This window comes from Achromobacter agilis, assembly GCF_900496965.1.
Classification (GTDB): Bacteria; Pseudomonadota; Gammaproteobacteria; order Burkholderiales; family Burkholderiaceae_B; genus Achromobacter; species Achromobacter agilis.
This window is the reverse complement of the sequence record NZ_UFQB01000015.1, coordinates 36,185-60,003: the sequence shown is the minus strand read 5'-3', so window position 1 is coordinate 60,003 and position 23,819 is coordinate 36,185. Positions and strand designations below refer to the sequence as shown.

21 protein-coding genes and 1 tRNA gene are annotated in these 23,819 nt (G+C 64.0%); 20 read left to right on the top strand and 2 right to left on the bottom strand.

The window, feature by feature from the left end; genetic code table 11:
• Nucleotides 1-27: 27 nt before the first annotated feature.
• The 14 genes from hfq (at nt 28) to AGI3411_RS17810 (ending at nt 15,022) form a co-directional block, all read left to right on the top strand.
• Nucleotides 28-264 carry an RNA chaperone Hfq gene (hfq, locus tag AGI3411_RS17875; protein WP_006218585.1) on the top strand — a complete coding sequence of 79 codons (237 nt, stop codon included), beginning with the start codon at nt 28-30 and terminating at the stop codon, nt 262-264.
• An 84-nt stretch (nt 265-348) separates the two neighbouring features.
• Entirely contained in the window at nt 349-1,455 is a 1,107-nt protein-coding gene (hflX, locus tag AGI3411_RS17870) for a GTPase HflX (protein WP_129528700.1), read from the top strand.
• Nucleotides 1,421-2,722: an FtsH protease activity modulator HflK gene (gene hflK / locus AGI3411_RS17865; protein WP_129528699.1), complete on the top strand. Its 1,302-nt coding sequence runs from the start codon at nt 1,421-1,423 to the stop codon at nt 2,720-2,722. The genes hflX and hflK overlap by 35 nt, the downstream gene beginning before the upstream one ends.
• Before the next feature lie 18 nt (nt 2,723-2,740).
• Complete coding sequence (gene hflC, locus AGI3411_RS17860) at nt 2,741-3,643, top strand: protease modulator HflC (protein WP_129528698.1); 903 nt, start codon at nt 2,741-2,743, stop codon at nt 3,641-3,643.
• A 262-nt stretch (nt 3,644-3,905) separates the two neighbouring features.
• Nucleotides 3,906-5,063 carry an ATP phosphoribosyltransferase regulatory subunit gene (locus AGI3411_RS17855; RefSeq protein WP_129528697.1) on the top strand — a complete coding sequence of 386 codons (1,158 nt, stop codon included), beginning with the start codon at nt 3,906-3,908 and terminating at the stop codon, nt 5,061-5,063.
• A gap of 76 nt (nt 5,064-5,139) precedes the next feature.
• Nucleotides 5,140-6,435, top strand: coding sequence for an adenylosuccinate synthase (locus AGI3411_RS17850; protein ID WP_165359201.1), 1,296 nt, complete (start codon nt 5,140-5,142; stop codon nt 6,433-6,435).
• An 83-nt stretch (nt 6,436-6,518) separates the two neighbouring features.
• Nucleotides 6,519-7,061 carry a phosphoribosyltransferase gene (locus AGI3411_RS17845; RefSeq protein WP_129528695.1) on the top strand — a complete coding sequence of 181 codons (543 nt, stop codon included), beginning with the start codon at nt 6,519-6,521 and terminating at the stop codon, nt 7,059-7,061.
• A 319-nt stretch (nt 7,062-7,380) separates the two neighbouring features.
• Complete coding sequence (gene rpsU, locus AGI3411_RS17840) at nt 7,381-7,593, top strand: 30S ribosomal protein S21 (protein WP_006218592.1); 213 nt, start codon at nt 7,381-7,383, stop codon at nt 7,591-7,593.
• 19 nt (nt 7,594-7,612) lie between these two features.
• Nucleotides 7,613-9,658, top strand: a complete 2,046-nt coding sequence (dnaG, locus tag AGI3411_RS17835) for a DNA primase (RefSeq protein ID WP_129528694.1) — start codon at nt 7,613-7,615, stop codon at nt 9,656-9,658.
• A gap of 493 nt (nt 9,659-10,151) precedes the next feature.
• The gene (locus AGI3411_RS17830) at nt 10,152-10,391 is read left to right on the top strand and encodes a hypothetical protein (protein ID WP_129528693.1); all 240 of its coding nucleotides are present in this window, start codon (nt 10,152-10,154) and stop codon (nt 10,389-10,391) included.
• Nucleotides 10,354-12,621 carry an RNA polymerase sigma factor RpoD gene (rpoD, locus tag AGI3411_RS17825; protein ID WP_129528692.1) on the top strand — a complete coding sequence of 756 codons (2,268 nt, stop codon included), beginning with the start codon at nt 10,354-10,356 and terminating at the stop codon, nt 12,619-12,621. Before AGI3411_RS17830 ends, rpoD begins: the two co-directional genes overlap by 38 nt.
• Before the next feature lie 9 nt (nt 12,622-12,630).
• Nucleotides 12,631-12,709: transfer RNA gene (locus tag AGI3411_RS17820), tRNA-Ile, on the top strand.
• A gap of 196 nt (nt 12,710-12,905) precedes the next feature.
• A complete protein-coding gene (locus tag AGI3411_RS17815; protein WP_129528691.1) occupies nt 12,906-13,151 on the top strand; it encodes a hypothetical protein in 246 nt (81 codons plus the stop codon).
• Between the two features lie 338 nt (nt 13,152-13,489).
• Nucleotides 13,490-15,022 carry a GGDEF domain-containing protein gene (locus AGI3411_RS17810; RefSeq protein ID WP_129528771.1) on the top strand — a complete coding sequence of 511 codons (1,533 nt, stop codon included), beginning with the start codon at nt 13,490-13,492 and terminating at the stop codon, nt 15,020-15,022.
• Between the two features lie 86 nt (nt 15,023-15,108).
• Here the strand turns inward: AGI3411_RS17810 and AGI3411_RS17805 are convergent, their stop codons facing one another.
• Nucleotides 15,109-17,232 (bottom strand): LamG-like jellyroll fold domain-containing protein, encoded by a 2,124-nt coding sequence (locus tag AGI3411_RS17805; RefSeq protein ID WP_129528690.1) that lies wholly within the window; start codon nt 17,230-17,232, stop codon nt 15,109-15,111.
• Nucleotides 17,233-17,562: 330 nt separating this feature from the next.
• Here AGI3411_RS17805 and AGI3411_RS17800 point away from each other — a divergent pair, with 330 nt between their 5' ends.
• Nucleotides 17,563-18,156: a BPSL1445 family SYLF domain-containing lipoprotein gene (locus AGI3411_RS17800; protein WP_129528689.1), complete on the top strand. Its 594-nt coding sequence runs from the start codon at nt 17,563-17,565 to the stop codon at nt 18,154-18,156.
• 55 nt (nt 18,157-18,211) lie between these two features.
• On the opposite strand, the gene AGI3411_RS17795 is transcribed toward AGI3411_RS17800, so the two are convergent.
• Nucleotides 18,212-19,144, bottom strand: a complete 933-nt coding sequence (locus AGI3411_RS17795; protein WP_129528688.1) for a LysR family transcriptional regulator — start codon at nt 19,142-19,144, stop codon at nt 18,212-18,214.
• Nucleotides 19,145-19,283: 139 nt separating this feature from the next.
• On the opposite strand from AGI3411_RS17795, the gene AGI3411_RS17790 reads away from it, so the two are divergent.
• From AGI3411_RS17790 to AGI3411_RS17770, 5 genes are read left to right on the top strand one after another with little or no spacing between them, the layout of a single operon-like run.
• Nucleotides 19,284-19,685, top strand: a complete 402-nt coding sequence (locus AGI3411_RS17790; RefSeq protein WP_129528687.1) for a Zn-ribbon domain-containing OB-fold protein — start codon at nt 19,284-19,286, stop codon at nt 19,683-19,685.
• Nucleotides 19,682-20,854, top strand: a complete 1,173-nt coding sequence (locus AGI3411_RS17785; protein WP_129528686.1) for a thiolase — start codon at nt 19,682-19,684, stop codon at nt 20,852-20,854. Before AGI3411_RS17790 ends, AGI3411_RS17785 begins: the two co-directional genes overlap by 4 nt.
• 32 nt (nt 20,855-20,886) lie before the next feature.
• Complete coding sequence (locus AGI3411_RS17780; protein WP_129528685.1) at nt 20,887-21,573, top strand: 3-oxoacid CoA-transferase subunit A; 687 nt, start codon at nt 20,887-20,889, stop codon at nt 21,571-21,573.
• Nucleotides 21,563-22,231, top strand: a complete 669-nt coding sequence (locus tag AGI3411_RS17775; RefSeq protein WP_129528684.1) for a 3-oxoacid CoA-transferase subunit B — start codon at nt 21,563-21,565, stop codon at nt 22,229-22,231. Before AGI3411_RS17780 ends, AGI3411_RS17775 begins: the two co-directional genes overlap by 11 nt.
• A gap of 33 nt (nt 22,232-22,264) precedes the next feature.
• A complete protein-coding gene (locus AGI3411_RS17770) occupies nt 22,265-23,809 on the top strand; it encodes an acyl-CoA carboxylase subunit beta (protein WP_129528683.1) in 1,545 nt (514 codons plus the stop codon).
• Nucleotides 23,810-23,819 lie beyond the last annotated feature (10 nt).

The following is a 23,819-nucleotide window of genomic DNA, read 5'->3' as shown; positions in this document are numbered from 1 at the left end:
CAATAACAAACAAATGGAGCCTGGCCAATGAGCAATAAAGGGCAAACTCTGCAAGATCCGTTCCTGAACACGCTGCGCAAGGACCATGTCCCCGTGTCGATCTATCTGGTGAACGGCATCAAGCTTCAAGGGCAAATCGAATCCTTCGACCAGTACGTGGTGCTGCTGCGCAATACGGTCACGCAAATGGTTTACAAGCATGCCATTTCCACCGTCGTTCCCGCGCGCGCCGTGAATTTTCAGGTGGAAGTCCCTGCTGAGTAATCTCGCTCCAGCTTTACCTTTTATTGCCCGCCAGACGGCTGACGTCGGCGGGCATTTTCGCTTTGGCTCCAATATGGTGCATGTATGCGCGCTTTGATCATCAGCGTGGATCTGGGAAATCCGGACTTCGCGGCCCATGCGGAGGAATTCGCGATGCTGGCCAAGGGCGCTGGCGCGGAAATCGTCGGCACCCTGACCGCGCGGCGCGACCGGCCCGACGCGAAGTTCTTCATTGGTTCGGGCAAGGCCGACGAGGGCGTCGCCATGGCGCAGGCGCTGCTGGCCGATATCGTCCTGTTCGACCAGCCCTTGTCGCCCGCCCAGCAACGCAACCTGGAACGCGCTTTCAACCTGCGCGTGGTGGATCGCGTCGCGCTCATCCTCGACATTTTCGCCCTGCGGGCCAAGAGCCATGAGGGCAAGCTGCAGGTCGAGCTGGCCCAGCTGCAGCATCTGGCCACGCGCCTGACCCGCCTGTGGTCCCACTTGGAACGGCAGCGCGGCGGTATCGGCATGCGAGGGCCGGGCGAATCCCAGCTGGAAATGGACCGGCGCATGATCGGCGCCAAGGTCAAGGTGCTGCGCGAACGCCTGGACAAGGTCGAGCGCCAGCGCGTGACCCAGCGCCGCGCGCGCGCCCGGGGCGGCGCCCTGTCGGTGTCGCTGGTCGGGTATACCAACGCCGGCAAGTCCACGCTGTTCAATGCGCTGACCCGGGCCGACAGCTATGCCGCGGACCAGCTTTTCGCCACCCTGGACACGACCACACGCCGCATCTGGATAGAAGGGGCAGGGTCGGTCGTGGTGTCCGATACGGTAGGGTTCATCCGCGATCTGCCTCACGGCCTGATCGCGGCGTTCCGCGCCACCCTGGAAGAAACCGTGCATGCCGATCTGCTGCTGCACGTGGTCGATGCTGCCAGCCCGCAGCGTGATGAGCAGATTTTCGAGGTCAATAAAGTGCTGGCGGAAATCGGCGCGGCGTCCATTCCCACCATTCTTGTATACAACAAGATTGACCGGGCGGGATTGGAACCCCGGGTAGAGCGCGATGCACATGGTACGATTGCGCGAGTATTTGTAAGCGCCACCGAGCGCGCCGGTTTGGACGCGTTGCGCGGGGCAATTGCGGAGACCGGACAGATTGTGGGAAACAATGCCGCGAATTATCAAACTCTTCAATCTGAATGACCCCGGCTGGGGTCGTGGGAACAATAACGGCTCCGAGCCGCCGCCGAAGCGGCCGCAAGGCAACGGAGACGGTCCTCCCGATCTGGACGAGGTCTGGCGCGATTTCAATAATCGCATCGGGTCCTTGTTCGGGCGCAAGGGCGGGGGCGGCAACAATCGCCCCGGCAACCGGGGCGGCATGACGCCGCCTTCGCCGCGTGGAGCGCGCATCGGCCTGGGCGTCGTCGCTCTGGTCGCAGTCGGCATCTGGCTGGCCAGCGGCTTCTACATCGTGCAGGAAGGTCAGGTCGCCGTCGTGACCCAGTTCGGCAAATACAAGAGCACGTCCCAAGCCGGCTTCCAGTGGCGCATGCCTTACCCGATCCAGGGCCACGAGATGGTCAACGTGTCGCAACTGCGCACGTTCGAGGTCGGTTTCCGCGGCGGCGCGCGCAACAAGGTCTTGCCCGAAGCGCTGATGCTCACGACGGACGAGAACATCGTCGACATGCAGTTCGTCGTCCAGTACCGCCTGCGCGCCGACGGCGCGCCCGACTACCTGTTCATGACCCGCGATCCGGATGAATCCGTCCGCCAGGCCTCCGAAACGGCCATGCGCGAAATCGTGGGCAAGCAGTCGATGGACTTCGTGCTCTACGAGGGCCGTACCGCGGTCGCCTCGCAAGTGCAGACCCTGATGCAGCAGATCCTGGACCGCTACCAGACCGGCGTGCAGATCAGCACCGTCGCCATCCAGAACGTGCAGCCGCCCGAGCAGGTTCAGGCCGCGTTCGACGACGCCGTCAAGGCAGGCCAGGACCGCGAGCGCCAGATCAACGAAGGCCAGGCGTACGCCAACCAGGTCGTGCCGCTCGCCAGCGGCCAGGCTTCCCGGATGCTCGAGCAGGCCGAAGGCTACAAGGCCAAGGTCGTCGGCGACGCCCAGGGTAATACGTCGCGCTTCACGAGCATTCTCGGCGAATACGAGAAGGCGCCGGCGGTCATGCGCCAGCGCATGTACCTGGATAGCATGCAGGAGATCTTCACGCGCGCCAGCAAGGTCATGGTCGACACCAAGAGCAACAACAACATGTTGTATCTGCCCTTGGACAAGATCATGCATCTGGCCGCCCAGGACGCCAGCAAGTCCAGCGCCGGCAGCGCCGGGTCGTCCGGCTTGTCGAGCCAGCCCGTCCAGTCGCCGCTGCGTGGCAGCGCCGCGCCGGTGCCCCAGTCTTCCGGCAGCAGCAATAGCAACACGCTGCCCCGCGACCGTACGTCGCGCTAACCCGGAGGAGTCCTGATCATGCAACGTCTCATGCCTGTCCTGGTCGGCCTGCTCATCGTGCTGGCCGCCCTTTCTTCCTGCGTCTTCGTCGTGCGCGAGCGCGACTACGCCCTCGTGTTCTCGCTGGGTGAAGTGCGCAAGACCATTAGTGAACCCGGCCTGTACTTCAAGGCCCCGCCGCCGTTCCAGAATGTGGTGACGCTCGACAAGCGCATTCTGACCATCGAAACCAACGAAGCCGAACGCATCCAGACTTCCGAAAAGAAGAACCTGCTGATCGATTCCTACGTCAAGTGGCGTATTGCGGACCCCCGCCAATACTACGTCTCGACGGGCGGCAACGAGCGCGTGGCGCAAGAACGCCTGCAAGCGCTGATCCGCGACGCGCTCAACGCATCGGTCAACGTGCGCACGGTGCGCGACGTGGTCTCGACCGAGCGCGACAAGATCATGGCCGAGATCCTGACCAACGTGGCCAAGCGCGCCGAGCCCATCGGCGTGCAGATTGTCGACGTGCGCCTGCGCCGTATCGAATTCGCGCCGGAAATTTCGGAATCGGTGTATCGCCGCATGGAAGCGGAGCGTACCCGCGTCGCCAACGAGCTGCGTTCCATCGGTGCCGCCGAAGGCGAGAAGATCCGCGCCGAAGCCGATCGCCAGCGCGAAGTGATCGTGGCCCAGGCGTATGCCAAGGCCCAGGGCGTCATGGGCGAGGGCGATGCCGCCGCGGCAGCGATCTACGCGCAGGCCTACGGCAAGAACCCGCAGTTCTACACGTACTACAAGAGCCTGGAAGCCTACCGCGCTTCGTTCTCGAAGCCGGGCGACGTGCTGGTGGTCGACCCCAGCTCCAGCTTCTTCCAGTTCATGAAGGACCCGGCCGGCGCCGCCCTGGCTCCGGTCACCGTGCCGGCCAAGTAAGGCGGCACCGGCAATGCGGTAAGCAAAGCCCCTTGGATTTCCAAGGGGCTTTTCACTTTCCGGCGGGCAGGGCACCGCTCTGCCAGATTATGGGGGACGGTTTCGCGCGCGGGCAATTCCGGCTGGCGCTGGGCGCCGAACCATGTACAATACCGCGTAAGCTAGAAAACATTCCGCAGCGGCTGAGCGGGCTTACGCCCCTCAGCCGCTTTTCGTTTGGGCGACGCCCATGCATCACTTGGCGTTATTCAGGTAAATATTCATGGGTAACTGGTTGCTGCCCGAGAGCCTTGCCGACGTACTTCCGGCAGAGGCCCGGCGCATCGAGGAATTGCGCCGCGAACTTCTCGATCTGTACCGCACGTACGGCTTCGAACTGGTCGCGCCGCCCCTGGTCGAATACATCGATTCGTTGCTGTCCGGTACCGGCAGCGATCTGGATCTGCGTACGTGCAAACTGGTCGACCAGCTGTCCGGCCGCACGCTGGGCGTGCGCGCTGACATGACTCCTCAGGTCACGCGCATCGACGCGCACTTGTTGAACCGCGCGGGCGTCACCCGCCTGTGCTATTGCGGCAACGTGCTGCATGCCCGTCCGGCGGATCTGCTGTCCAGCCGCGAGCTGCTGCAGATCGGCGCCGAGATCTACGGCCATGCCGGCTCCGAGGCCGACCTGGAAATCATCCAGCTCGTGCTGGAAACGGTGGCCATCGCCGGCGTGCGCAATCCGCGGCTGGATCTTTGCCATCCCGGCGTGCTCCGCGCCATCCTGGAGTCGGACTCCGCCCTGGCCGCGCTGTCGGAAGAGGTCATCCTCCTGATGCGCGAAAAGGACGTTCCCGGCCTGGTCGAACTGTCGGCGCGCGCGCGCGGCATGCGCGCCGAGACGCTGCAGGCCTTGAAGCTGCTGCCCAATCTGTACGGCGGTCCGGAAGTGCTGCAGGAAGCCCGCCGCGATCTGCCCTTGCTGCCTGGCGTGGCCGCCGCGCTGGACGCGCTGCAGGCCGTGGTGGATGCGATGCCCAACGTGTCGTTCGGCGTCGATCTGGCCGATGTCGGGGGCTATGGCTACCATTCCGGCGTGAAGTTCGCGCTGTACGCTGAAGGCTGGCGCGATGCGCTGGTCAGCGGCGGGCGTTATGACGACGTCAGCCGTGCATTCGGGCGTGCGCGTCCGGCCACGGGTTTCAGTCTTGATTTACGCAAGCTGGCGGCGGGTTTGGCGCCGGCGGAACGGGCACGCGCGGTTCGCGCGCCCTGGGGGCAAGCCCCCGCCTTGACCGAGGCGGTTCGCCGTCTGCGCCGGTCGGGGGAAATTGTCGTTCAGGTATTGCCCGGCCACGAGCAGGATCAGGACGAATTCGTTTGCGATCGCGAGCTGGCGCTGGAAGATGGCGCCTGGACGGTCAGAACGCTGTGACTAACTCCCTCTCGGAAACGAGGGGGCCGCGGGGAGATTTCCGGATTTCCCGAGAAACTCGATATTGATTCGTAACATGAGCAAGAACGTAGTCGTAATCGGCACCCAGTGGGGTGACGAGGGCAAGGGCAAGATCGTCGACTGGCTGGCGGAATCCGTCCAGGGCGTGGTCCGCTTCCAAGGCGGTCACAACGCCGGCCATACGCTGTGGATCAACGGCAAGAAGACGATTCTTCGCCTGATCCCGTCGGGCATCATGCATCCCGGCGTCACCTGCTTCATCGGCAACGGCGTCGTGCTGTCCCCGGAAGCCCTGCTCAAGGAAATCGAAGAGCTTGAGGCCGCCGGCCTGGACGTGCGTTCGCGCCTGCAGATTTCCGAAATCTGCCCGCTGATCCTGCCGTACCACGTTGCCATCGACAAGGCGCGCGAAGCGCGCAAGGGCGAAGGCAAGATCGGCACGACCGGTCGCGGCATCGGCCCCGCGTACGAAGACAAGGTCGCCCGCCGCGCGCTGCGCGTGCAGGACCTGTTCAATCCCGCCTTGTTCGACGAAAAGCTCGCCGAGGTGCTGGATTACCACAACTTCGTGCTGACCAAGTACCTGGGCGCCGAGGCGGTTTCCGCCAACGAAGTGCGCGACCAGGCCATGGCGCTGGCCCCGGCTATCGCCCCGATGGTCAAGGACGTGTCGAGCAACCTGTTCGCCATGCAGCAGGCAGGCCAGCGTCTGCTGTTCGAAGGTGCGCAGGGCGCTCTGCTGGACGTCGATCACGGCACCTATCCCTTCGTCACCAGCAGCAATTGTGTTGCAGGCGCGGCCTCGGCCGGCGCCGGCGTCGGCCCCCAGCAGCTCGACTACGTCCTGGGCATCACCAAGGCTTACACGACCCGCGTCGGCTCGGGCCCGTTCCCCACGGAACTGGTCGACGAGATCGGCACGCGCCTGGCCACCATCGGCAAGGAATTCGGTTCGGTCACCGGCCGTCCGCGCCGCTGCGGCTGGTTCGACGGCGCTGCGCTGAAGCGCTCGGTCCGCCTGAACGGCATTTCCGGCCTGTGCATCACCAAGCTGGACGTGCTCGACGGCCTGGAAACGATCCAGCTGGGCGTCGGCTACCGCGTCAACGGTGAATTCCGCGACGTGCTGCCCTACGGCGCGCACGCCGTGGCGCAGGCGCAGCCGGTGCTGGAAGAGCTGCCCGGCTGGAGCGAATCCACCGTCGGTATCACCGAATACGACAAGCTGCCCCAGGCGGCCCGCCGTTACCTGGAGCGCGTGGCCGAAGTCTGCGGCGTGCCTATCGACCTGGTGTCGACCGGCCCCGACCGCAACGAAACCATTGTGCTGCGTCATCCCCTGAAGGGCTGACATCGGGTTATTATTCGTAAGGCCGCCGCCGGTCTCACACCGGCGGCGGCCTTTTCGTATCTTTAAGCAGGAGATGCTTGCCTATGAGCACGCCGACCAATGATGACAGCCATCTGTGGGTGACGTGGGACGACTACAACCGCCTGATCGAGCGCCTGTCCTTGCAGGTGCATCAATCGGGTTGGAAGTTCGACAAGATTCTTTGCCTGGCGCGCGGCGGCATGCGCGTAGGCGATGTTATGTCCCGGATTTTTGACGTGCCGTTGGGCATTCTGGCCACCAGCAGCTATCGCGAAGCGGCCGGCACCAAGCAGGGTGATATGGATATCGCCCAGTTCATCACCATCACGCGCGGCACCCTGTCCGGGCGTGTGTTGCTGGTGGACGACATGGTCGATACCGGCAAGACCTTCAGCAAGGTCTACGATCACCTCAAGAGCCAGTTCACCGACATTACCGAACTGCGCAGCGCCGTGCTGTGGTGGAAGGGGCATTCCCAGGCCACGCCCGACTACTACGTCGACAAGCTTCCTACGAACCCGTGGATCCACCAGCCTTTCGAGGATTACGACAGCCTGCGTCCGCACCAGCTCGAGGCCTGGATCCGCAAGGGTTCCCAGGCTTGAGCCCGGCGGCCGGGCAGGGAGGGGTGCCTGGCGGCGTTCAGGCGCCGGACTGTCCTCCTAGTAGTCAAAATGGCCGTGCCCGTGCTAGAATCGCTGGTTATCGCTAAACCGAACTTGGCTTGTTACTCTTTGGGTAGTCTTTGGGTAACGGAAACAGCCAGCTGGAACCCGGTTCCCAGTTCGCGGCACTTGCCTCTGTTGGTATGATTTTCGTGTCATCGAGGGCGGTCTTCGCGTACCTGGGCCCGCGCAGCGTTGCTGGTAAGCAAGCCAGGTTTGTCATCAACTTTTGTTACCCTACAAGCAGGCCAATCACTTTATGCCTATCGTTCGACTGAAGGAAAACGAACCGTTTGAAGCCGCTCTGCGCCGCTTCAAGCGCACCATCGAAAAGACCGGTTTGCTCACCGAGCTGCGTTCGCGCGAGTTCTATGAGAAGCCCACGGCTGAGCGCAAGCGCAAGCACGCCGCCGCCGTGAAGCGCCACTACAAGCGCATCCGTAGCCAACAACTGCCCCCGCGCCTGTATTGATTTTTGATTCCCGAATCTATTGATTCCAGAATCATTCATCCAGGATTTGCTCGCCCGAGTCGACGTCGTCGACATAGTCGGGCGATACGTGCAGTTGAGAAAGGGCGGGGCCAACTTGCTTGGCCTGTGCCCTTTTCATAACGAAAAAAGCCCGTCGTTCACTGTCAGTCCCACCAAGCAGTTTTATCACTGCTTCGGCTGCGGAGCACATGGCAGCGCCATCACCTTCCTGATGGAACACACGGGCGCCAGTTTCCCCGAGGCCGTGCGCACGCTCGCCGGCTCGGTGGGAATGACGGTCCCCGAAGAAAACCGCAGTCCACGCCAGCAGCAGGAATCCGCGCGTCGCAAGGCCGAGGAGTCCCGCCATACGCAGGTGCTGGATGCCGCCCAGGCGCATTACCTCAAGCAGTTGCGGGCGTCGCCCGCGGCGATCCGCTACCTGAAGCAGCGCGGCCTGACCGGCGAAATCGCAGCGCATTTCGGCCTTGGTTGGTCCGGCACGGACCGCCACGGTCTGTCGCATGTCTTTCCCAGCTACGAAGATCCTGTCCTGGTGGAATCGGGCCTGGTCATCGAATCGGAAGACGGGCGCCGCTACGACCGTTTCCGGGAACGCATCATGTTCCCGATCCGCAATGCGCGGGGCAGCCTGATCGGGTTCGGCGGCCGCATCATCGGCAAGGGCGAGCCCAAGTACCTGAATTCGCCGGAAACTCCGCTTTTTTCGAAGGGCCACGAGCTCTACGGGCTGTGGGAGGCGCGCCAGGCCATCCGCCAGGAAGGGCAGGTGATCGTGGTCGAAGGCTACATGGATGTCGTCGGCCTGGCGCAACAGGGCATCGCGAACGCGGTGGCCACGCTGGGTACCGCCACTACGCCGGACCACGTAAAGAAGCTGCTGCGCACCAGCGACAAGGTGATCTTCAGCTTCGACGGAGACGGGGCGGGGCGCCGCGCCGCCTGGCGTGCGCTGCAGGCTTGCCTGCCGGTGCTGCGCGACGACATCGCGATCCGCTTCCTGTTCCTGCCGTCGGAGCACGATCCCGACTCGTACGTGCGCGAATTGGGATCGGAGGCGTTCCGCGCCTGCCTGGGTGATGCGGTGGCGCTGTCGCGCTTCCTGCTGGATGAGCTCGCCTCGCGCCACAACATGGATGAGGCGGAAGGCCGGGCAAGCTGCCTGCACGAGGCCAAGCCATTGCTGGCCTCCATTCCCGAATGCGCGCTGCGCGTGCAGATCGAACGGGAAATGGCCAAGCTGGTCCAGCTGACACCCGAGGAAATGGCCCAGGTGCTGGCGCAACAGCCAGCGAAGCCTTTCGCGCCAGCCTCCCGGCCGGGCGAAGCGGCGCCGGCGGCCGGGCAAGGGGCCAGCCAGGATGTAGGCCCGCCGGACATCGGCTATGACTTCGGTGGACACGATTTCCACGACATTCCGGCCGAAGAGTCCGATTACGCGGACTACGGCCATTTCCCGTCCCAGGACGGTGAACCCGCCGGGGCTGGCGCCGCGCGCCCGGCCCGGCAGGAATGGAAGGGCAAGAGCGACTGGAAAGGCAAGGGCGACTGGAAGGGCGGCAAGGGCAATTGGAAGGGGCGGCGCGATAACGACGTGGGCGGATTCGAAGGCCGCCGCACCATGCCGTCGCTGGCCAAGCGCCTGCTGGGTTTGCTCCTTGCACACCCCGAACTGGTGGACTCCATGGGAGATCAGCAGCTTGAAGTCATCGACCATGGCCCCCATCTAGGTCTTGTAAGAGACCTGATCATGCTGGCGCAATCCAGCGGCGCGCGCCATGTTGGTGCTTTGCTGGAAGCGGCGGATCCCGATTCGGACCTGGCGACCGTGCTGAAGGGCCTGAGGGCAGACATCCTGTCCCAGGAGGATCTTCCCGATCCACAAACCGAATGGGACGACGCGCTGCGCCGCATCGAATTCGACGCCGCCAAGTCCGAGATGGCCAAGTTGGCTGCCAGCGGCTTGACGACCGAAGAGGGTCGCAAGCGCTATTTGGAGCTTTCCAGCCGCATGACCGTGCTCAAAGGTGCTGGAATACGCTAAATGCGCTAAAATCAAGGGTTTTCCGCGAGGCGGAGCGCTTGGCCTTGGGGTTTGGCCCCAAAGACTCTCGCGGACTCTGCGAAGAAGTTGAGCCCATGGATTGTGGTGTTTGCAGTCGATTGGTGCCGGATTCGTGCTGAATTTGGTGCTAATCCTGGCTCTGCAGGCCATTGGCGGATAAGTTGGCAGTACGAATGTATCCGGCCGGCGGAATCTATTCCGGCAGCCGGAATCTAATTGGTGTAAGGGTTTGACGCGGCACCTGGGGTAGTCGACCAAAATAAATGCGGATGCGTGCGTCAAATTTGTTACATGGTTAATTAATATAGCGGTGGATCAGGCAGTTCGGCGGCGGTTGTTTTCCGCGTAGCGTTAGTGGTTTGGGTGCTGTGTCTACTTAGCTGCTTGGGGCGATGACCCGACAAGCAAGCAACGCCTATTTATAGGCAGGCAGCCCCCCCAACGCCCGGAAAACCCACCGGCGAATGATGCCATGCACGCCAAGCGCCACTACGGTCATGCACCGGAACGGCGCAAGGCGGGCTCGACAGAGCTGGCGCTGCGAACAACGCAGCCGCATGGTTTCGGCCGGTTCACCAGTTTTACCCGTAATACCGCCGCGCTGGGCAGCCGTCCAGGGTGGCTTTATGCGGTGCAACATGCCCAATCGGGTTGCGACGACCACGGAAGCGACTATGACCACATCCACCGGCAAATCCTCCTCTGCAATTGATGCGACCGAAACCGCGGCCAAGACGGCCAAGCGTGCGGTAAGCATGGCGGCGGAAAAAGCACCCGCCAAGACGGCGGTGAAGGTCGCCAAGCCCGCTGCCAAGACGGCCGCCAAGAAGGCTGCCAAGACTGCTGCCGGCGCTGATAAGCCTGAAAAGGTAACGAAGGCTCGCGCCAAGAAGGCCGAAGACAAGCTGGCCGACCTGGTCGGCAGCGCGCGTCCGGCGCCTAGCGGCCGTCGCCCGGGCCGTCCCGCGAAGAACGCCAACAATGATTCCGATGGCTTCGACGATACGATGGACGGCGAAGGCGAAGTCCTGCCCGACCTGAAGCCGCCGAAGCGTGGCGGCAAGCGCGGCAAGGCCGATCCCAAGGACCTGATCGCTCGCGGCCCGGTGAGCCCGGAAGAATACGAAGCCCGCCGCAACCGCCTGAAGCAGCTGATCAAGCTGGGCAAGGACCGCGGCTACCTGACGTACGGCGAAATCAACGACCATCTGCCCGACGACCTGGTCGACGCGGAAGCGATCGACGGCATCATCAGCACCTTCAGCGACATGGGCATCGCGGTCTACGACCAGGCCCCCGACGCCGAAACGCTGCTGATGAGCGAGAACGCGCCGGTCGCGTCCAATGACGACGACGTCGAAGACGAAGCCGAAGCCGCGCTGACCACGGTGGATTCCGACTTCGGCCGCACCACGGACCCCGTCCGCATGTACATGCGCGAAATGGGTTCGGTGGAACTGCTGACGCGCGAAGGCGAAATCGAAATCGCCAAGCGCATCGAAGACGGCCTGAAGCACATGGTCATGGCCATCTCGGCCTGCCCCACCACGATCAACGAGATCCTGGCCCACATCCTGCGCGTGCGGGAAGGGCAGGCGCAGATCGACGAAGTGGTCGACGGCCTGGTTGATCCGGAAGACGGCGAAGAATACGCCGGCGCCGGCGTCACCGCGGACGAAGACGAAAGCGACGACGGCCCCGCCGGCGGCATGTCCAGCAAGCAGCTGGAAGACTTGCGCGTGAAGGCCCTGGCCAAGTTCGACGAGGTCGGCAAGCAGTTCGACAAGATGCGCCAGTCCTACGAAAAGGACGGCTACAAGTCGGACATCTACGTGCGCGCCCAGGAGTCCATCCAGAACGAACTGATGGGCATCCGCTTCACCGCCAAGATGGTCGAGAAGCTGGCCGACACGCTGCGCCAGCAGGTCGAGGAAGTGCGCCAGCTCGAGCGCGCCGTCCTGCATACGTGTGTGGACCGTGCCGGCATGCCGCGCACGCACTTCATCAAGGTCTTCCCGGGCAACGAAACGAATCTGCAGTGGGTCGTGGACGAAGTGGCCGCCGGCCATCCGTACGCTGAAACGCTGGAGCGCCAGATCCCCGCCGTGCAGGAACTGCAGCAGAAGCTGATCGACCTGCAAACGCGCGTCGTGCTGCCGCTGAAGGACCTGAAGGACGTCAACAAGCGCATGGCCACCGGCGAAGCCAAGGCCCGCAAGGCCAAGCGCGAAATGACCGAGGCCAACCTGCGCCTGGTGATCTCGATCGCCAAGAAGTACACGAACCGCGGCCTGCAGTTCCTGGACCTGATCCAGGAAGGCAACATCGGCCTGATGAAGGCCGTGGACAAGTTCGAGTACCGCCGGGGCTACAAGTTCTCGACCTACGCGACGTGGTGGATCCGCCAGGCCATCACCCGTTCCATCGCCGACCAGGCGCGCACCATCCGTATTCCGGTCCACATGATCGAAACGATCAACAAGATGAACCGGATCAGCCGCCAGATCCTGCAGGAAACCGGCGCCGAGCCGGATCCCGCGACCCTGGCGCAGAAGATGGACATGCCGGAAGACAAGATCCGCAAGATCCTGAAGATCGCCAAGGAACCGATCTCCATGGAAACGCCGATCGGCGACGACGACGATTCGCACCTGGGCGACTTCATCGAGGACACCTCCACGCTGGCGCCTTCGGATGCGGCGCTGCATGGTTCCATGCGCGATGTGGTCAAGGAAGTGCTAGACTCTCTGACCCCGCGTGAAGCCAAGGTCCTGCGCATGCGTTTCGGCATCGAAATGAGCACCGACCAGACCCTGGAAGAAGTGGGCAAGCAATTCGACGTGACGCGCGAGCGCATTCGCCAAATAGAGGCAAAGGCACTGCGCAAGCTGCGTCACCCCAGCCGGGCCGATAAGCTCAAGAGCTTCCTGGAAGGGCAGTAATCGTTTCCTGGGCCTCTAGCTCATGCCTGGTTAGAGCAGCGGACTCATAATCCGTTGGTGCCGAGTTCGACTCTCGGGGGGCCTACCAAGTATTGACGCGGGTTTGCATGAGATTCATGCAACCCGCGTTTTCTTTTGCGGCGGCGCTATACCCTAGGTCGTGAAAGCGCAGGTGGCCCATGCCGACAGCGACGGCGGTGGCCTTGAACTCCCACGTAACTTCCATACCGATAGACTGGGCGTCCGTTCACATCCGGATCGCGTCAACCGTCAGAGGGAATCGCATGTTTCGCGACTTGGGTTGGTCTTTCTACAGTGTCTTTGCGCTGATTTGCGGCGTTGTGACTGCCTGGCTGCACTGGTGGGTGGTAATGCACCAAGGGCTATGGCCTTACATCATCTTCGAATTGATTCCTGGGCTGCCTGGGGTGGCTTCCGGTGTCTATGCCATTCACCAGAACGAGAGCAAGATAGCGTGGGCCGGCGTTCTACTGTCGCTGTCACCGCTGTTAACTTGGCTCGGTATCTGACATACGTCTTCTTGGGCATTTCCTCAGTGTTGGGGTGTCAGGCTGCTGCCTGTTCTGCTTCGCGGGCTTGCCGCAGAACGAGCAGAACGAAGAAAGCACGTCGATCTGTCCGTCGCGCTCGCTTTGGTAGCTTGCTTCCCGCATTGGTGCCGCCCCTGCGCGAATGGACATATGATGGTGCGTGACAGCATGTGCGCCATGCCAAACCGATCGACCCAGGCCTCCAGGCTGCGGTGGGCGGTCGGGGCCGGCGATCGCGAGAAAAGGGTTTCGAACCAGGGGACGGTGTGAGCGACGATTTGCCGCGGCGGGGCCGACGTGGACGACAACGGTGTGCCATGGTGCGCCGAGCGACGCTGGGCCTGGTGGTCGCTTGGCTGGTGCTGGTGGCTGGCGTCGCTCGATGGCTGTCCCAGGAGGTCGTGGCATCACGGCTGGACAGCCTGGCGGCCAGCGCCGAATACGAGGTCAAAATCACTGCGCGCGTGATGGATCGCTTGTTCACGGAAATGATCAGCGTGGCGAACATGGTGGCGCGCCAGGGCCAGGTGATTCAACTTGCCATGCGATACCGCACCGATCCGCCTGGCGCCGCCGAGCTGACTCGAGAGGAGCGGGCCGAGCTGTTCACGCGCGACCCGTTGGTGCGCAAGGTCGGCGATTTCATGAACCTGCTGGCCAGCGATCTGCGATACGCCCGCATCTACATGAACAACATGTCCGATGATACGGTGACGGCCAGCAACTGGGCCGAGGACGATAGCATCGTGGGCATGATCTATTCGGGCCGGGCCTATCTCAACGACGCATTGCGCAACGGCAACGGTAGTTACTTCGGTATCGCCCGTCTCAATAAAAGCCCGTCCTATTTCGTCGCCAGCCGTATCGAAGACGCGGACGACGTGCCGCAAGGCTCGGTGACCGTGAAGTTCGATGCGCCTGATGTCGCGCTATATCTGGCCGGGCGGCATATCGCATTGGTGGTGAATCGCCAGGGGCGAGTAACGACGGCCTCTTCCGCGCCCTTCATGCTGCGCAATGTGGCGGCGCTTCTGCCGCCAGATATGGTACTGCCCTCGGATGGAGACGAAGATCCGGGCGACCCGATGGATGTGCGCGCTATTGCGGATTCCAGTCATGCCGATCAATGGTTGATCGACGGCAAGCCGTATCTGGTGCGGCGCCAGCCGCTGTCGAATTCCCAGTATCAGTTGCTTGCGCTCGCCTCGCTGGACGAAGTGGCTCCGATGCGCAGGCAGCACATCCTGGCGGCCGCATTGGTGGCCATGTTGGGCCTGGTCCTGATCTTTCTTTCCAGCCACGCCGTGGGGCAACTGGTGATGCGCCGCCAGGATGAACGGCACGCGGCCAACCATGACGCGCTGACCGGCTTGCTGAACCGGCGTGCGGTCGTGGCCGAGCTGGATCGGTATTTCTCCCTGGCGAAGCGGACGCAACGGTCTGTGCTGGTCGCATTTATCGATCTGGATGGGTTCAAGGCAATTAACGACACCTACGGGCACGACATCGGCGATAAGTTCCTGATCGAGGTCGGCCGGCGCCTGTCGGCCGGCCTGCGTGCGGGCGACATTCTGGGGCGATGGGGAGGCGATGAGTTTGTCGTTGCCGGCCTGGTGGCTTCATCGAGCGCCCATGACCCGGACGCAGTTGTCGAAGCGATGCGCAAGCGGCTCGCGCCGCTGCTGAGCGGCACGTATACCTTTGACGAGTGCAGTTTCCACTATCCGGGCGCGAGCTTTGGCATCGTAAGCGTCGATCCCTCCGCCAGTTCGCTGGAAACCGTGCTCAAGGACGCCGATCAGCTCATGTATGCCGATAAGCAGGCAAGGCGGGCAATGCAGATGGCATAGCGTGCGCGCCTGCCCGCCGAAACGCGCGGAAGTGCCGGCACAACGGCCGCCGGCGATGGCGGCCGTTGCCCGTGGGGGGATGCGCGCTAACTACGCCGGGCGGTCAGCCATTGGCTGGACGGCAGCGGTTCGCTCGCGATCCGGATTTCACCGATGTTGCCCAAGAACCCGTCGGCGCGCTCGCCGTCCCAGGAGCCCGCGCCGACCACCCAGGGCATGGCGGCCGACACTGAGGCCAGGCCCGAGGCATTGCCCGAATTGCGCAGGACGGGAGCGCCTTCGATGTACATAATGCTTTCCTGCGCCGCCGGATCGGCGACGAGCGCGATGTGCACCCAGCTGTCGGCCATGATCTCTCCGGACCAGCTGGCTTGGGGAGAACGGGTTCCGGCTTGCGGGGTGACCACTTCCCACTGGATTTCGCGCAGGCTGGATACCGCGAACAACAGGGGAGGCGATTCGCCGTCGCCGCCGGAGAAGCCCGGGATCGTGTCGCGCCGGCCATCGCGGGTCATGATATTCATCCACGCATGCAGGCTGGAGCTCCAGTCCTTGTCGATCTTCACGAACGCTTCCACGGTATAGCCCGTGCCCGCGAAATCCATAGCGTTGAGCGGCGCCGATGCTTCGGTCAGGAAGTAGCTGAGGCGCTTGGCATTCTTGTCCGTGTTGGCAAAGCGCACGGAGCCCGGGGCGGCCGACAGGTAGTGCTTGTCGCTGGTCCAGAGCAGATCGTCCAGCTGCGCCGCCTGCACGCCGGCCTCGGAATTCAGCGCGGCGCGGCGCAGCGGATTCAGGCCGGCGCGATCTTCAATCACCTGGCCCGCGGCAACGGTTTGTCCGGCCGCGCCGCCGACGAAACGCCAGTGCGCGACGGTGCTGCCCACCTTCGGATAGTCTTCGGTATCCACCGGCGCGCGCGAAGCCGCGACATCGGGTTCGGTGTAGCCGGCGAGAATCATCGCGCTGGCGGCGTCTACGAGCGAGGCCCGCAGCTCGGAGCTCGGCCCGAACGTCTTGTTGAATCCCGAAAAGCGGGAGGCAAAATCCATGTCGATGGAGAACTGTTCGTTCCCGGTCTTCAGCACGGCCTGGTCGAACTGCGTCAACGTGTCGCGCGGCTTCTGCACGACCCAGGGCGAGAACGACAAGACATGGATCTTGTTGTGGGTGAGGTCGAACTCGTACAAGCGCATCAGGCCGTTTCCGCCCTGGTAGGCCATTTGGTAATCGACGACCATCAGCTCGACCTTGTTGCCGAAGTCATTGGTGCGCGTTCTGTGCGCGGCGCCATGGTGATGGCCATTGAGTGTCATGAAAATCTGGTCGTTGTCCCGGATCAGGCGCTCCCACAGCATGTTGCCGTATTCGGTGTCCAGCGGGCTGACGCCATCCCGGTCGATATTGAGAAGCTGGTGATTGACGAGAATGACAGGCAGGCCCGGATTCTCGCCGATGATGCGCCGCGCCCACGCAATGCCATCATCCGAGATGCGCCAGGATAGGGACAGGACCATGAACTTCTGCCCTTCGGCTTCGAAGACATGGTATTCATGGAAGCCGGTGGTATCGCGGCCGCCAAAAGTCGACATGCGTTTGGCGCGCGCGGTGTTGAACCATTGCAGATAGGGCTCGTTGCCCAGGTTGCGCTGCGCATCGGTGCCGCTGGATTGGCTGGAGGCATCAACATACTCCAGCGATTGAAGCACGTCGTGATTGCCGGCCAGGACCGAGTAGGGGACCTTGGCGGTTTCCAGCACCCGCATGGCCTGATCGGCCACCTTCCATTGATCCGGCTTGCTCGCCTGGTCTACTACGTCGCCGAGATGCGTCACGAACGGGATGTTCAATGCCGCGGCATTGGCAGCGATCCAGTATGTTTGCGCCATGAACGGCTCGCTACCGAACTTGCGGCTGTATTGGCTGTTCTCAGCCACGGTGGCGTAGCGGGCGTAGAACTGCGTATCCGGCAGGACGGCCAGGGCAAAGCGGGAACCTTTGCTGGAATCTTCGATGGGGCCCGGCTGGGGCGTTTCACCCGTGACAGGGGCATCATCGCCGTCATCATCATCGTCTCCGCCGCCGCAAGCGGTCAGCAGGCCAGCGCCAGGGATCAGGGCTGCGGCCAAGCCGCCACGCAAGAAAGTGCGGCGCGTGGGAACGCTCGGGGTAACAGCCTGCTGGCCCTTGGCTTCATCAAACTTCGACATTGCAAAAACATCCTGATTGGACACGAGGGCCTGTTTTATAGACCGCGCCAGTGACGCGGCCGTGACAAGGCGCAGCCAGGCGATCCGGCGGATCGACCGTGTTCTTGCGGTGCGCAATGCGCGTTGTCCGGTGCTCGGGCGCCGAGTGCAAACGAAAGCTCTCGCGGGCTTTCTTGTCTGGCAGTCTTCCTAGCGCGCATCGCCAACTGCTGTGTGCCACGGACGTGACGAAGCCGCGGCCAAGGCATCGAGCCCAAAACAGGGTAGGATTGCAACGCCCGCCCGGGCTGTTCCGGGCAGTCAGGATCGATAAAAAGAAAGGAGCGCTAGATGCTTGATACGTTTCCGAAGTTGCGCCGGGCCGGCGTGGCCGCAGCAATGCTCAGCGTGGCCAGCCTGCTTTTCGCGGGCTGCACGACAACCACCTCTCAGTCGACGGCCACGGCCGCCGAGAAAAGGCAGGAGCTGGACGCCGCCGCGAACGCCACCTTATCCAAGCTCTACGAGTCCTCGCCCCAGGCCAAGCAATTGGTGGAGCGCGCGCGCGGCGTGCTGGTGTTTCCCGCCGTGCTGAGCGCAAGCTTCATCGTGGGGGCCCAGCACGGAACGGGCGTATTGCGCGTGGAAGGCGCGGACAGCGGCTACTACAGCGTCACCGGAGGCTCCATCGGGCTGCAGGCAGGCGCCCAGTCCAAGGCCATGGTGCTCCTGTTCATGACGGACGGCGCCCTGGCCCAGTTCCGCAACAGCAGCGGCTGGACGGTAGGCGCGGACGCGACGGTCGCCGTGGCCAACGTCGGCGTCAACGGCAGCATCGACACGAATACTGCCCAGCAGCCCATCGTCGGCTTCGTCCTGAACAATGGCGGTCTGATGGCTGGCGTGTCGGTCGATGGCAGCAAAATCTCGCCGCTGCTTCTGTAACCGGGCCGCGCGGGGATGACAAACCGGGGCGCCTTTCGAGGCGCCCCAACCGTTTCTACAGGCCCATGGCCGTTTCCCAGGGCAATTTGGGGGGCAGGGCTTCGGTCATTGCATCGACGAACGCGCGGATGCGCGGCGATAGGTGCCGGTTGGGTAGGTAAACCAGCTGCACCGGCGTGCCGGGCGCGATCCAGTCGGTCAGGACGAGTTTGAGGCGTCCGTCCATGACGGCCGACTCCGCGATGAAACTCGCCATACGCGCGATGCCGGCTCCGGCTACCACGGCGTCCAGGATCGCCTCCGGGTGGTTGACGTTCAGGTTGCCGCCGGGCGTGATCGTGTAGCGCTCTTCTCCTTTCTGGAAGTCCCATTCGTGGTAGCGGCCGGTCTGCCACTGGACGTAGGCCAGGCAGTTGTGCCGTTCCAGGTCGGCCGGCGTGGCCGGCGTGCCGTGCGCATTCAGGTAGGCAGGGCTGGCGCACGTGACGTAGCGCAGCCGCGAGAGCGTCTTGGCGATGACCCGCGAGTCGGCGGTGACGCCGATCCGGATGGTGGCGTCGAGCCCTTCTTCGGCCAGGTTGGGAACGCGGTCGCTGAAATCGGAATTGATCGATAGGCCGGGGTAGCGTGCCGTCAGCGACAGCAGGGCGGGCATGATGACTTTTCTTCCCATGCCGACGGGCGCATGCACGCGCAGCTTGCCGCGGGGCGTCAGGCTGGCGCCCGTTACTTCCGCTTCCGTGGCCTCTACCTCCAGCAGGATGAGACGGCAACGCTGCAGCAGCAGCTCTCCGTCGTCGGTCAACGACAGGCTGCGCGTGGTGCGGTTCAGCAGCTTCACGCCCAGCTTGCCCTCCAGCAGGGAAACGCTTTTGCTGACGGCGGCCGGCGACACGCCGAGCCGGTGCGCGGCGGCGGTGAAGCTGCCGCTGTCCGCGACACGCACGAAATTGAGGACGTGCTTGAGATGCTCGATCAGGATGTACATGGCGGCCGGGCGTGGGAATCCACGCCATCTTAGCGATTCCTTCGCAGAAAGTTAAAGGTGATTTGCCCTAGGATCCGTTTATCTCTGGAATCCACCTCCCTACACTGGCCCGCAATGCTGGACATAACAGGAGACGAGGGTGGAGATCCAGAGCAGTGCACGGGCCGGGGCAGGACCCGAGCAGATCTATCTAGACGGCCTGGCGGCGGGCCGGTTCGAGATTCAACGCTGTGCCGGTTGCGGCCAGGCGATTTTCTATCCGCGCTGGATGTGCCCGCATTGCGGCGGCACGGCATTGGAATGGTTCGCGCCGTCCGGCAAGGGCGTGGTCTATGCCACCACCACCGTGTATCGCAAACCGGAGCAGGGCGGCGACTACAACGTATGCCTCGTCGATCTGCAGGAAGGCGTGCGGATGATGAGCCAGGTCAGGACGATCGCGCCCGAGCGCGTGCGGATCGGGATGCGCGTGGCGGCCCGCATCGCCGCCCTGGGCGATGCCGCGCAAATCGTGTTCGAACCCTCGGAGGAAACGGCATGAACCTGCACGATTTGCGGGGCCGCGCGGCTATCGTCGGGGTGGGGCAGGCCGGGCTGGGGCAGGCCGCGGGCTACACCGAGCAGGAGGTGCTTGCGCAGGCGGCAATGACAGCCATTGCCGATGCCGGCCTGAGCCTCAAGGACATCGACGGGATCACCACCTGCAGCTCCCTGTCGACCATGTGGGGGATGTCGGTTGCCGAGTATCTCGGCATCCGGCCCACGTTCCTGGACAGCACCATGATAGGCGGGTCCAGTTATGTGGCGCACCTGCTGCCGGCTATGCACGCGCTGGCCTCCGGGCAATGCAATGCCGTCCTGGTGTGCTACGGCAGCACGCAGCGCACGGCCAAGTTCAACCGCGCCGACCTGACCCGGGTCCGGAAATTCCTGGATCCCCAGCCCTACGAGACCCCCTACGACCCGCCCATGCCGGTGGCTGCCTACGCGTTGGCGGCAAGCCGCCACATGCATCAGTACGGCACGACGCGCAAGCAGTTGTCGGAGGTGGCGGTGGCGGCGCGCAAATGGGCGCAATTGAACCCCGAAGCCACCATGAGGGATCCCTTGTCGCTGGATGACGTGGCCAGCGCCCGCTCGGTGTGCGAACCCTTTACGGTGCGCGACTGCTGCATGGTGAGCGACGGCGCCGGTGCATTCGTCATGACGCGGTCGGACCGGGCGCGGGACTGCGCCAAGCCGCCCGTCTACGTGCTGGGCAACGCCACCGCCGTGTGGAACCGCCAGGTGTCGTCCATGCACGACCTGACGGTGACGGCGGCCCTGGAGTCGGGCAAGCGCTGCTACGAGATGGCCGGGGTGAGCGCGAAGGATATGGACCTGGCCATGCTGTACGACGCTTTCACCATCAACACGATCCTGTTCCTCGAGGACCTGGGCTTTTGCGGGAAAGGCGAGGGCGGAGCCTTCGTCGACGACGGCGCGATCGCGCCTGGCGGGCGCCTGGCGGTCAATACCAACGGCGGCGGCCTGTCTTGCGTGCACCCTGGCATGTACGGCGTGTTTCTCATGGTGGAGGCGGTGCGGCAGTTGCGCGGCGAGTGCGGCGCGCGCCAGCTGAAGGAGCCGAACCTGGCGCTGGTGCACGGCAACGGCGGCACCTTGTCCAGCCAGTCCACCGCGATCCTCGGTACGGGGCAGGCGCTGTAGGCGCCGCCGGGTCCATCGACTTGGGAATATCCATGCTGAACAAAATCGTACCTTCCCTGGAGGCCGCGGTCGCCGGAGTGGCGGACGGCGCGACGCTGCTGATCGGCGGCTTCGGGGCGTCGGGCGTGCCGACGGAACTGCTGCAGGCGCTGCTGGAGACGGGCGCCCGCGAGCTGACCATCGTCAACAACAACGCGGGCAATGGCGAGCAGGGCCTGAGCCAGCTGATCCGGGCCGGACGCGTGCGGAAGGTGATCTGCTCTTTCGCGCGTTCGTCGAATCCGAAGAAGCCGAACGCGGCCGCGTTCGGGGAATGGTATGCCGCCGGCCGTATCGAGCTGGAGGTCGTGCCGCAGGGCACGCTGGCCGAACGGCTGCGTGCCGCCGGCGCGGGCATCGGCCCCTTTTTCACGCCTACGGCCTATGGCACCCGCCTGGCGGAGGGGAAGGAAACTCGCAGCATCGATGGGCGCGGCTACGTGCTGGAAACACCGCTGCCGGGCGACGTGGCGTTCGTAAAGGCCCAGTACGGCGATCGCGCCGGCAACCTGACCTACCGCTACGCCAGCCGCAATTTCGGGCCGGTGATGTGCATGGCCGCCCGGCTGGCTGTCGCCCAGGTCGACGAGATCATGCCCTTGGGAGACCTGGCGCCGGAGCATGTAATGACGCCGGGAATATTCGTGCAACGCATCGTCGAGTGCCGCCATGCCAATTGAACCCTTATCGCGCGAACGCATGGCGCAGATCGTCGCCGGCGACATCGCGCCCGCTTCCTACGTCAACCTGGGCATCGGCATGCCGACCCTGGTAGCCGATTACCTGTCGCCCGAGCGCGGCATCGTCCTGCACAGCGAGAACGGCATCCTGGGCATGAAAGGCCTGGCGCCGGGCCAGGCGGTCGACGGCGACCTGCTCAATGCCAGCAAGGACCCGGTCGCGCTGGACACCGGGGCATCCATCACCGACCACGTCGTGTCCTTCGCCATGATGCGCGGCGGCCATATCGACCTGACGGTGCTGGGCGCATTCCAGGTCTCGGCCGAGGGAGACCTGGCCAACTGGGATACCGGAAGCGAGGACTCGATCCCGGCCGTGGGCGGCGCCATGGACCTGGTGGCGGGGGCCAAGCGCATCTTCGTGATGATGCAGCACATGGACCGGGACGGCCGGCCGAAGATCGTGCCCGAATGCACCTATCCGCTCACCGGCAAGGGCGTGGTCGACCGCATCTACAGCGACCTCGCCGTCATCGACGTGACGCCGGACGGGCTGCGCGTGCGGGCGATGGCAGGGGGGCTGGATTTCGCCACGCTGCAGGCGCGAACCGCCGTGGCCTTGACCCTGGACGATGCGTGGATCGAATTGGCGCCTTGAGCCGGCAGGCGGGCGCCGCTATTGGAGGCGGTAATGAGTTGGACTCACGAGTTGGAAGAGCTGGAACGCCGCAAGGAATATTCCCTGCGCATGGGCGGTCCGGAGAAGATCAAGCGCCAGCATGACGCGGGCAAGCTGGACATCCGCCAGCGCATCGAGCGGCTGGTCGATGGCGGGTCGTTTCTCGAAGTGGGCGGACTGGCCGGCAGCGGCGAGTATGACGAGCACGGGCAACTCACGAACGTGGTGCCGTCCAACGTGATCATGGGGCGCGCGACGCTCGACCGGAAAAGCGTCGTGGTGGTGGGCGACGACTTCACGGTGCGCGGCGGGGCGAACGACGGAGCCGTCGGCGACAAGATGATGTTCGCCGAACAGATGGCGTTCGACCTGCGGCTTCCTCTTGTGCGCCTGATCGATGGCACGGGCGGCGGCGGGTCGGTCAAGAACATCGAGAAGATGGGCCATGCCTTGCTGCCCAAAATGAAGATATGGCCCTACGTGGCCCGCAACCTGACCCAGGTGCCCGTGGTGTCGCTGGCGCTGGGATCGGTGGCGGGGCAGGGCGCGGCGCGGGTCGCGGGCAGCCATTATTCGGTGATGGTGAAGGACACGTCGCAGCTGTTCATCGCGGGGCCGCCGGTGGTGGCCAAGATCGGCCAGCACCTGAGCAAGAACGAGCTGGGCGGAAGCGCCATCCACACGCGCAACGGCGTGGTGGATGATGAGGTAGACAGCGAGGACGAGGCGTTCCTGGCCGCCCGCCGCTTCCTGTCGTATCTGCCCGCTTCGGTGTACGACGTGCCGCCCCGGGGCGAGGTCCCGGCGGCCGCCGCGGAGCAGGAATGGCTGAGAACGGCCATTCCGAAGGACACGCGCAAGGTCTACAAGATCCGGCCGATACTGGACACCCTGTTCGATCCCGGCAGCGTGTTCGAGATCGGGCGGCATTGGGGCAAGGCGATCGTCGGCGGCCTGGCAAGGATCGATGGCTGGCCCGTGCTGTTCGCCGCCAGCAATCCTTATCACTACGGCGGCGGCTGGGACCGGCAGACCGCCGAGAAATTCATCCGCCTGGTTGATCTGGCCGAAACCTTCCACCTGCCGGTGGTGAACCTGGTGGATATCGCGGGTTTCCAGATCGGCCTGGAAGCGGAAAAGGACGGCGTGATGCGCGCCGGGGTGCGCGCCCTGACGGCGGTGTCGCAGTCGACGGTGCCGTGGTTCTCCCTCATCATGCGGCGCGCCTTCGGGGTGGCCGCCGGCGGCCACCAGAATTCCAGCCGGTTCAACTTCCGCTATGCCTGGCCCTCGGCCCAGTGGGGGTCGTTGCCCATCGAGGGCGGCCTGGAGGTGGCCTACCGGTCGGAAATCGAGGCGTCCGACGATCCCGAGGCCAAGCGGGCGGAGATCGAGGCAAAGGTGCGCAGCCTGACGTCTCCGTTCCGCAGCGCCGAAGCCTTTGTGATCGAGGACATCATCGATCCGGCGGCGACCCGCGCGCGCCTGGTCGAATTCGCGAACCTGGCCGCGCCGCTGCGCAAGCCGGGGCAGGTGGCCACGGGATACCGGCCTTGAGGCGACGTCC

What these genes read in the sequence shown, in the direction of transcription:
- AGI3411_RS17800 (WP_129528689.1), top strand. Translation starts at nt 17,563, where the DNA reads ATGCTTGATACGTTTCCGAAGTTGCGCCGGGCCGGCGTGGCCGCAGCA.
- AGI3411_RS17780 (WP_129528685.1), top strand. Translation starts at nt 20,887, where the DNA reads ATGCTGAACAAAATCGTACCTTCCCTGGAGGCCGCGGTCGCCGGAGTG.
- hflX (WP_129528700.1), top strand. Translation starts at nt 349, where the DNA reads ATGCGCGCTTTGATCATCAGCGTGGATCTGGGAAATCCGGACTTCGCG.
- AGI3411_RS17805 (WP_129528690.1), bottom strand. Translation starts at nt 17,232, where the DNA reads ATGTCGAAGTTTGATGAAGCCAAGGGCCAGCAGGCTGTTACCCCGAGC.
- AGI3411_RS17815 (WP_129528691.1), top strand. Translation starts at nt 12,906, where the DNA reads ATGTTTCGCGACTTGGGTTGGTCTTTCTACAGTGTCTTTGCGCTGATT.
- AGI3411_RS17850 (WP_165359201.1), top strand. Translation starts at nt 5,140, where the DNA reads ATGAGCAAGAACGTAGTCGTAATCGGCACCCAGTGGGGTGACGAGGGC.
- AGI3411_RS17810 (WP_129528771.1), top strand. Translation starts at nt 13,490, where the DNA reads ATGGTGCGCCGAGCGACGCTGGGCCTGGTGGTCGCTTGGCTGGTGCTG.
- AGI3411_RS17775 (WP_129528684.1), top strand. Translation starts at nt 21,563, where the DNA reads ATGCCAATTGAACCCTTATCGCGCGAACGCATGGCGCAGATCGTCGCC.
- rpsU (WP_006218592.1), top strand. Translation starts at nt 7,381, where the DNA reads ATGCCTATCGTTCGACTGAAGGAAAACGAACCGTTTGAAGCCGCTCTG.
- AGI3411_RS17770 (WP_129528683.1), top strand. Translation starts at nt 22,265, where the DNA reads ATGAGTTGGACTCACGAGTTGGAAGAGCTGGAACGCCGCAAGGAATAT.
- AGI3411_RS17855 (WP_129528697.1), top strand. Translation starts at nt 3,906, where the DNA reads ATGGGTAACTGGTTGCTGCCCGAGAGCCTTGCCGACGTACTTCCGGCA.
- AGI3411_RS17830 (WP_129528693.1), top strand. Translation starts at nt 10,152, where the DNA reads ATGCACGCCAAGCGCCACTACGGTCATGCACCGGAACGGCGCAAGGCG.
- hfq (WP_006218585.1), top strand. Translation starts at nt 28, where the DNA reads ATGAGCAATAAAGGGCAAACTCTGCAAGATCCGTTCCTGAACACGCTG.
- hflK (WP_129528699.1), top strand. Translation starts at nt 1,421, where the DNA reads ATGCCGCGAATTATCAAACTCTTCAATCTGAATGACCCCGGCTGGGGT.
- AGI3411_RS17785 (WP_129528686.1), top strand. Translation starts at nt 19,682, where the DNA reads ATGAACCTGCACGATTTGCGGGGCCGCGCGGCTATCGTCGGGGTGGGG.
- rpoD (WP_129528692.1), top strand. Translation starts at nt 10,354, where the DNA reads ATGACCACATCCACCGGCAAATCCTCCTCTGCAATTGATGCGACCGAA.
- hflC (WP_129528698.1), top strand. Translation starts at nt 2,741, where the DNA reads ATGCAACGTCTCATGCCTGTCCTGGTCGGCCTGCTCATCGTGCTGGCC.
- AGI3411_RS17845 (WP_129528695.1), top strand. Translation starts at nt 6,519, where the DNA reads ATGAGCACGCCGACCAATGATGACAGCCATCTGTGGGTGACGTGGGAC.
- AGI3411_RS17795 (WP_129528688.1), bottom strand. Translation starts at nt 19,144, where the DNA reads ATGTACATCCTGATCGAGCATCTCAAGCACGTCCTCAATTTCGTGCGT.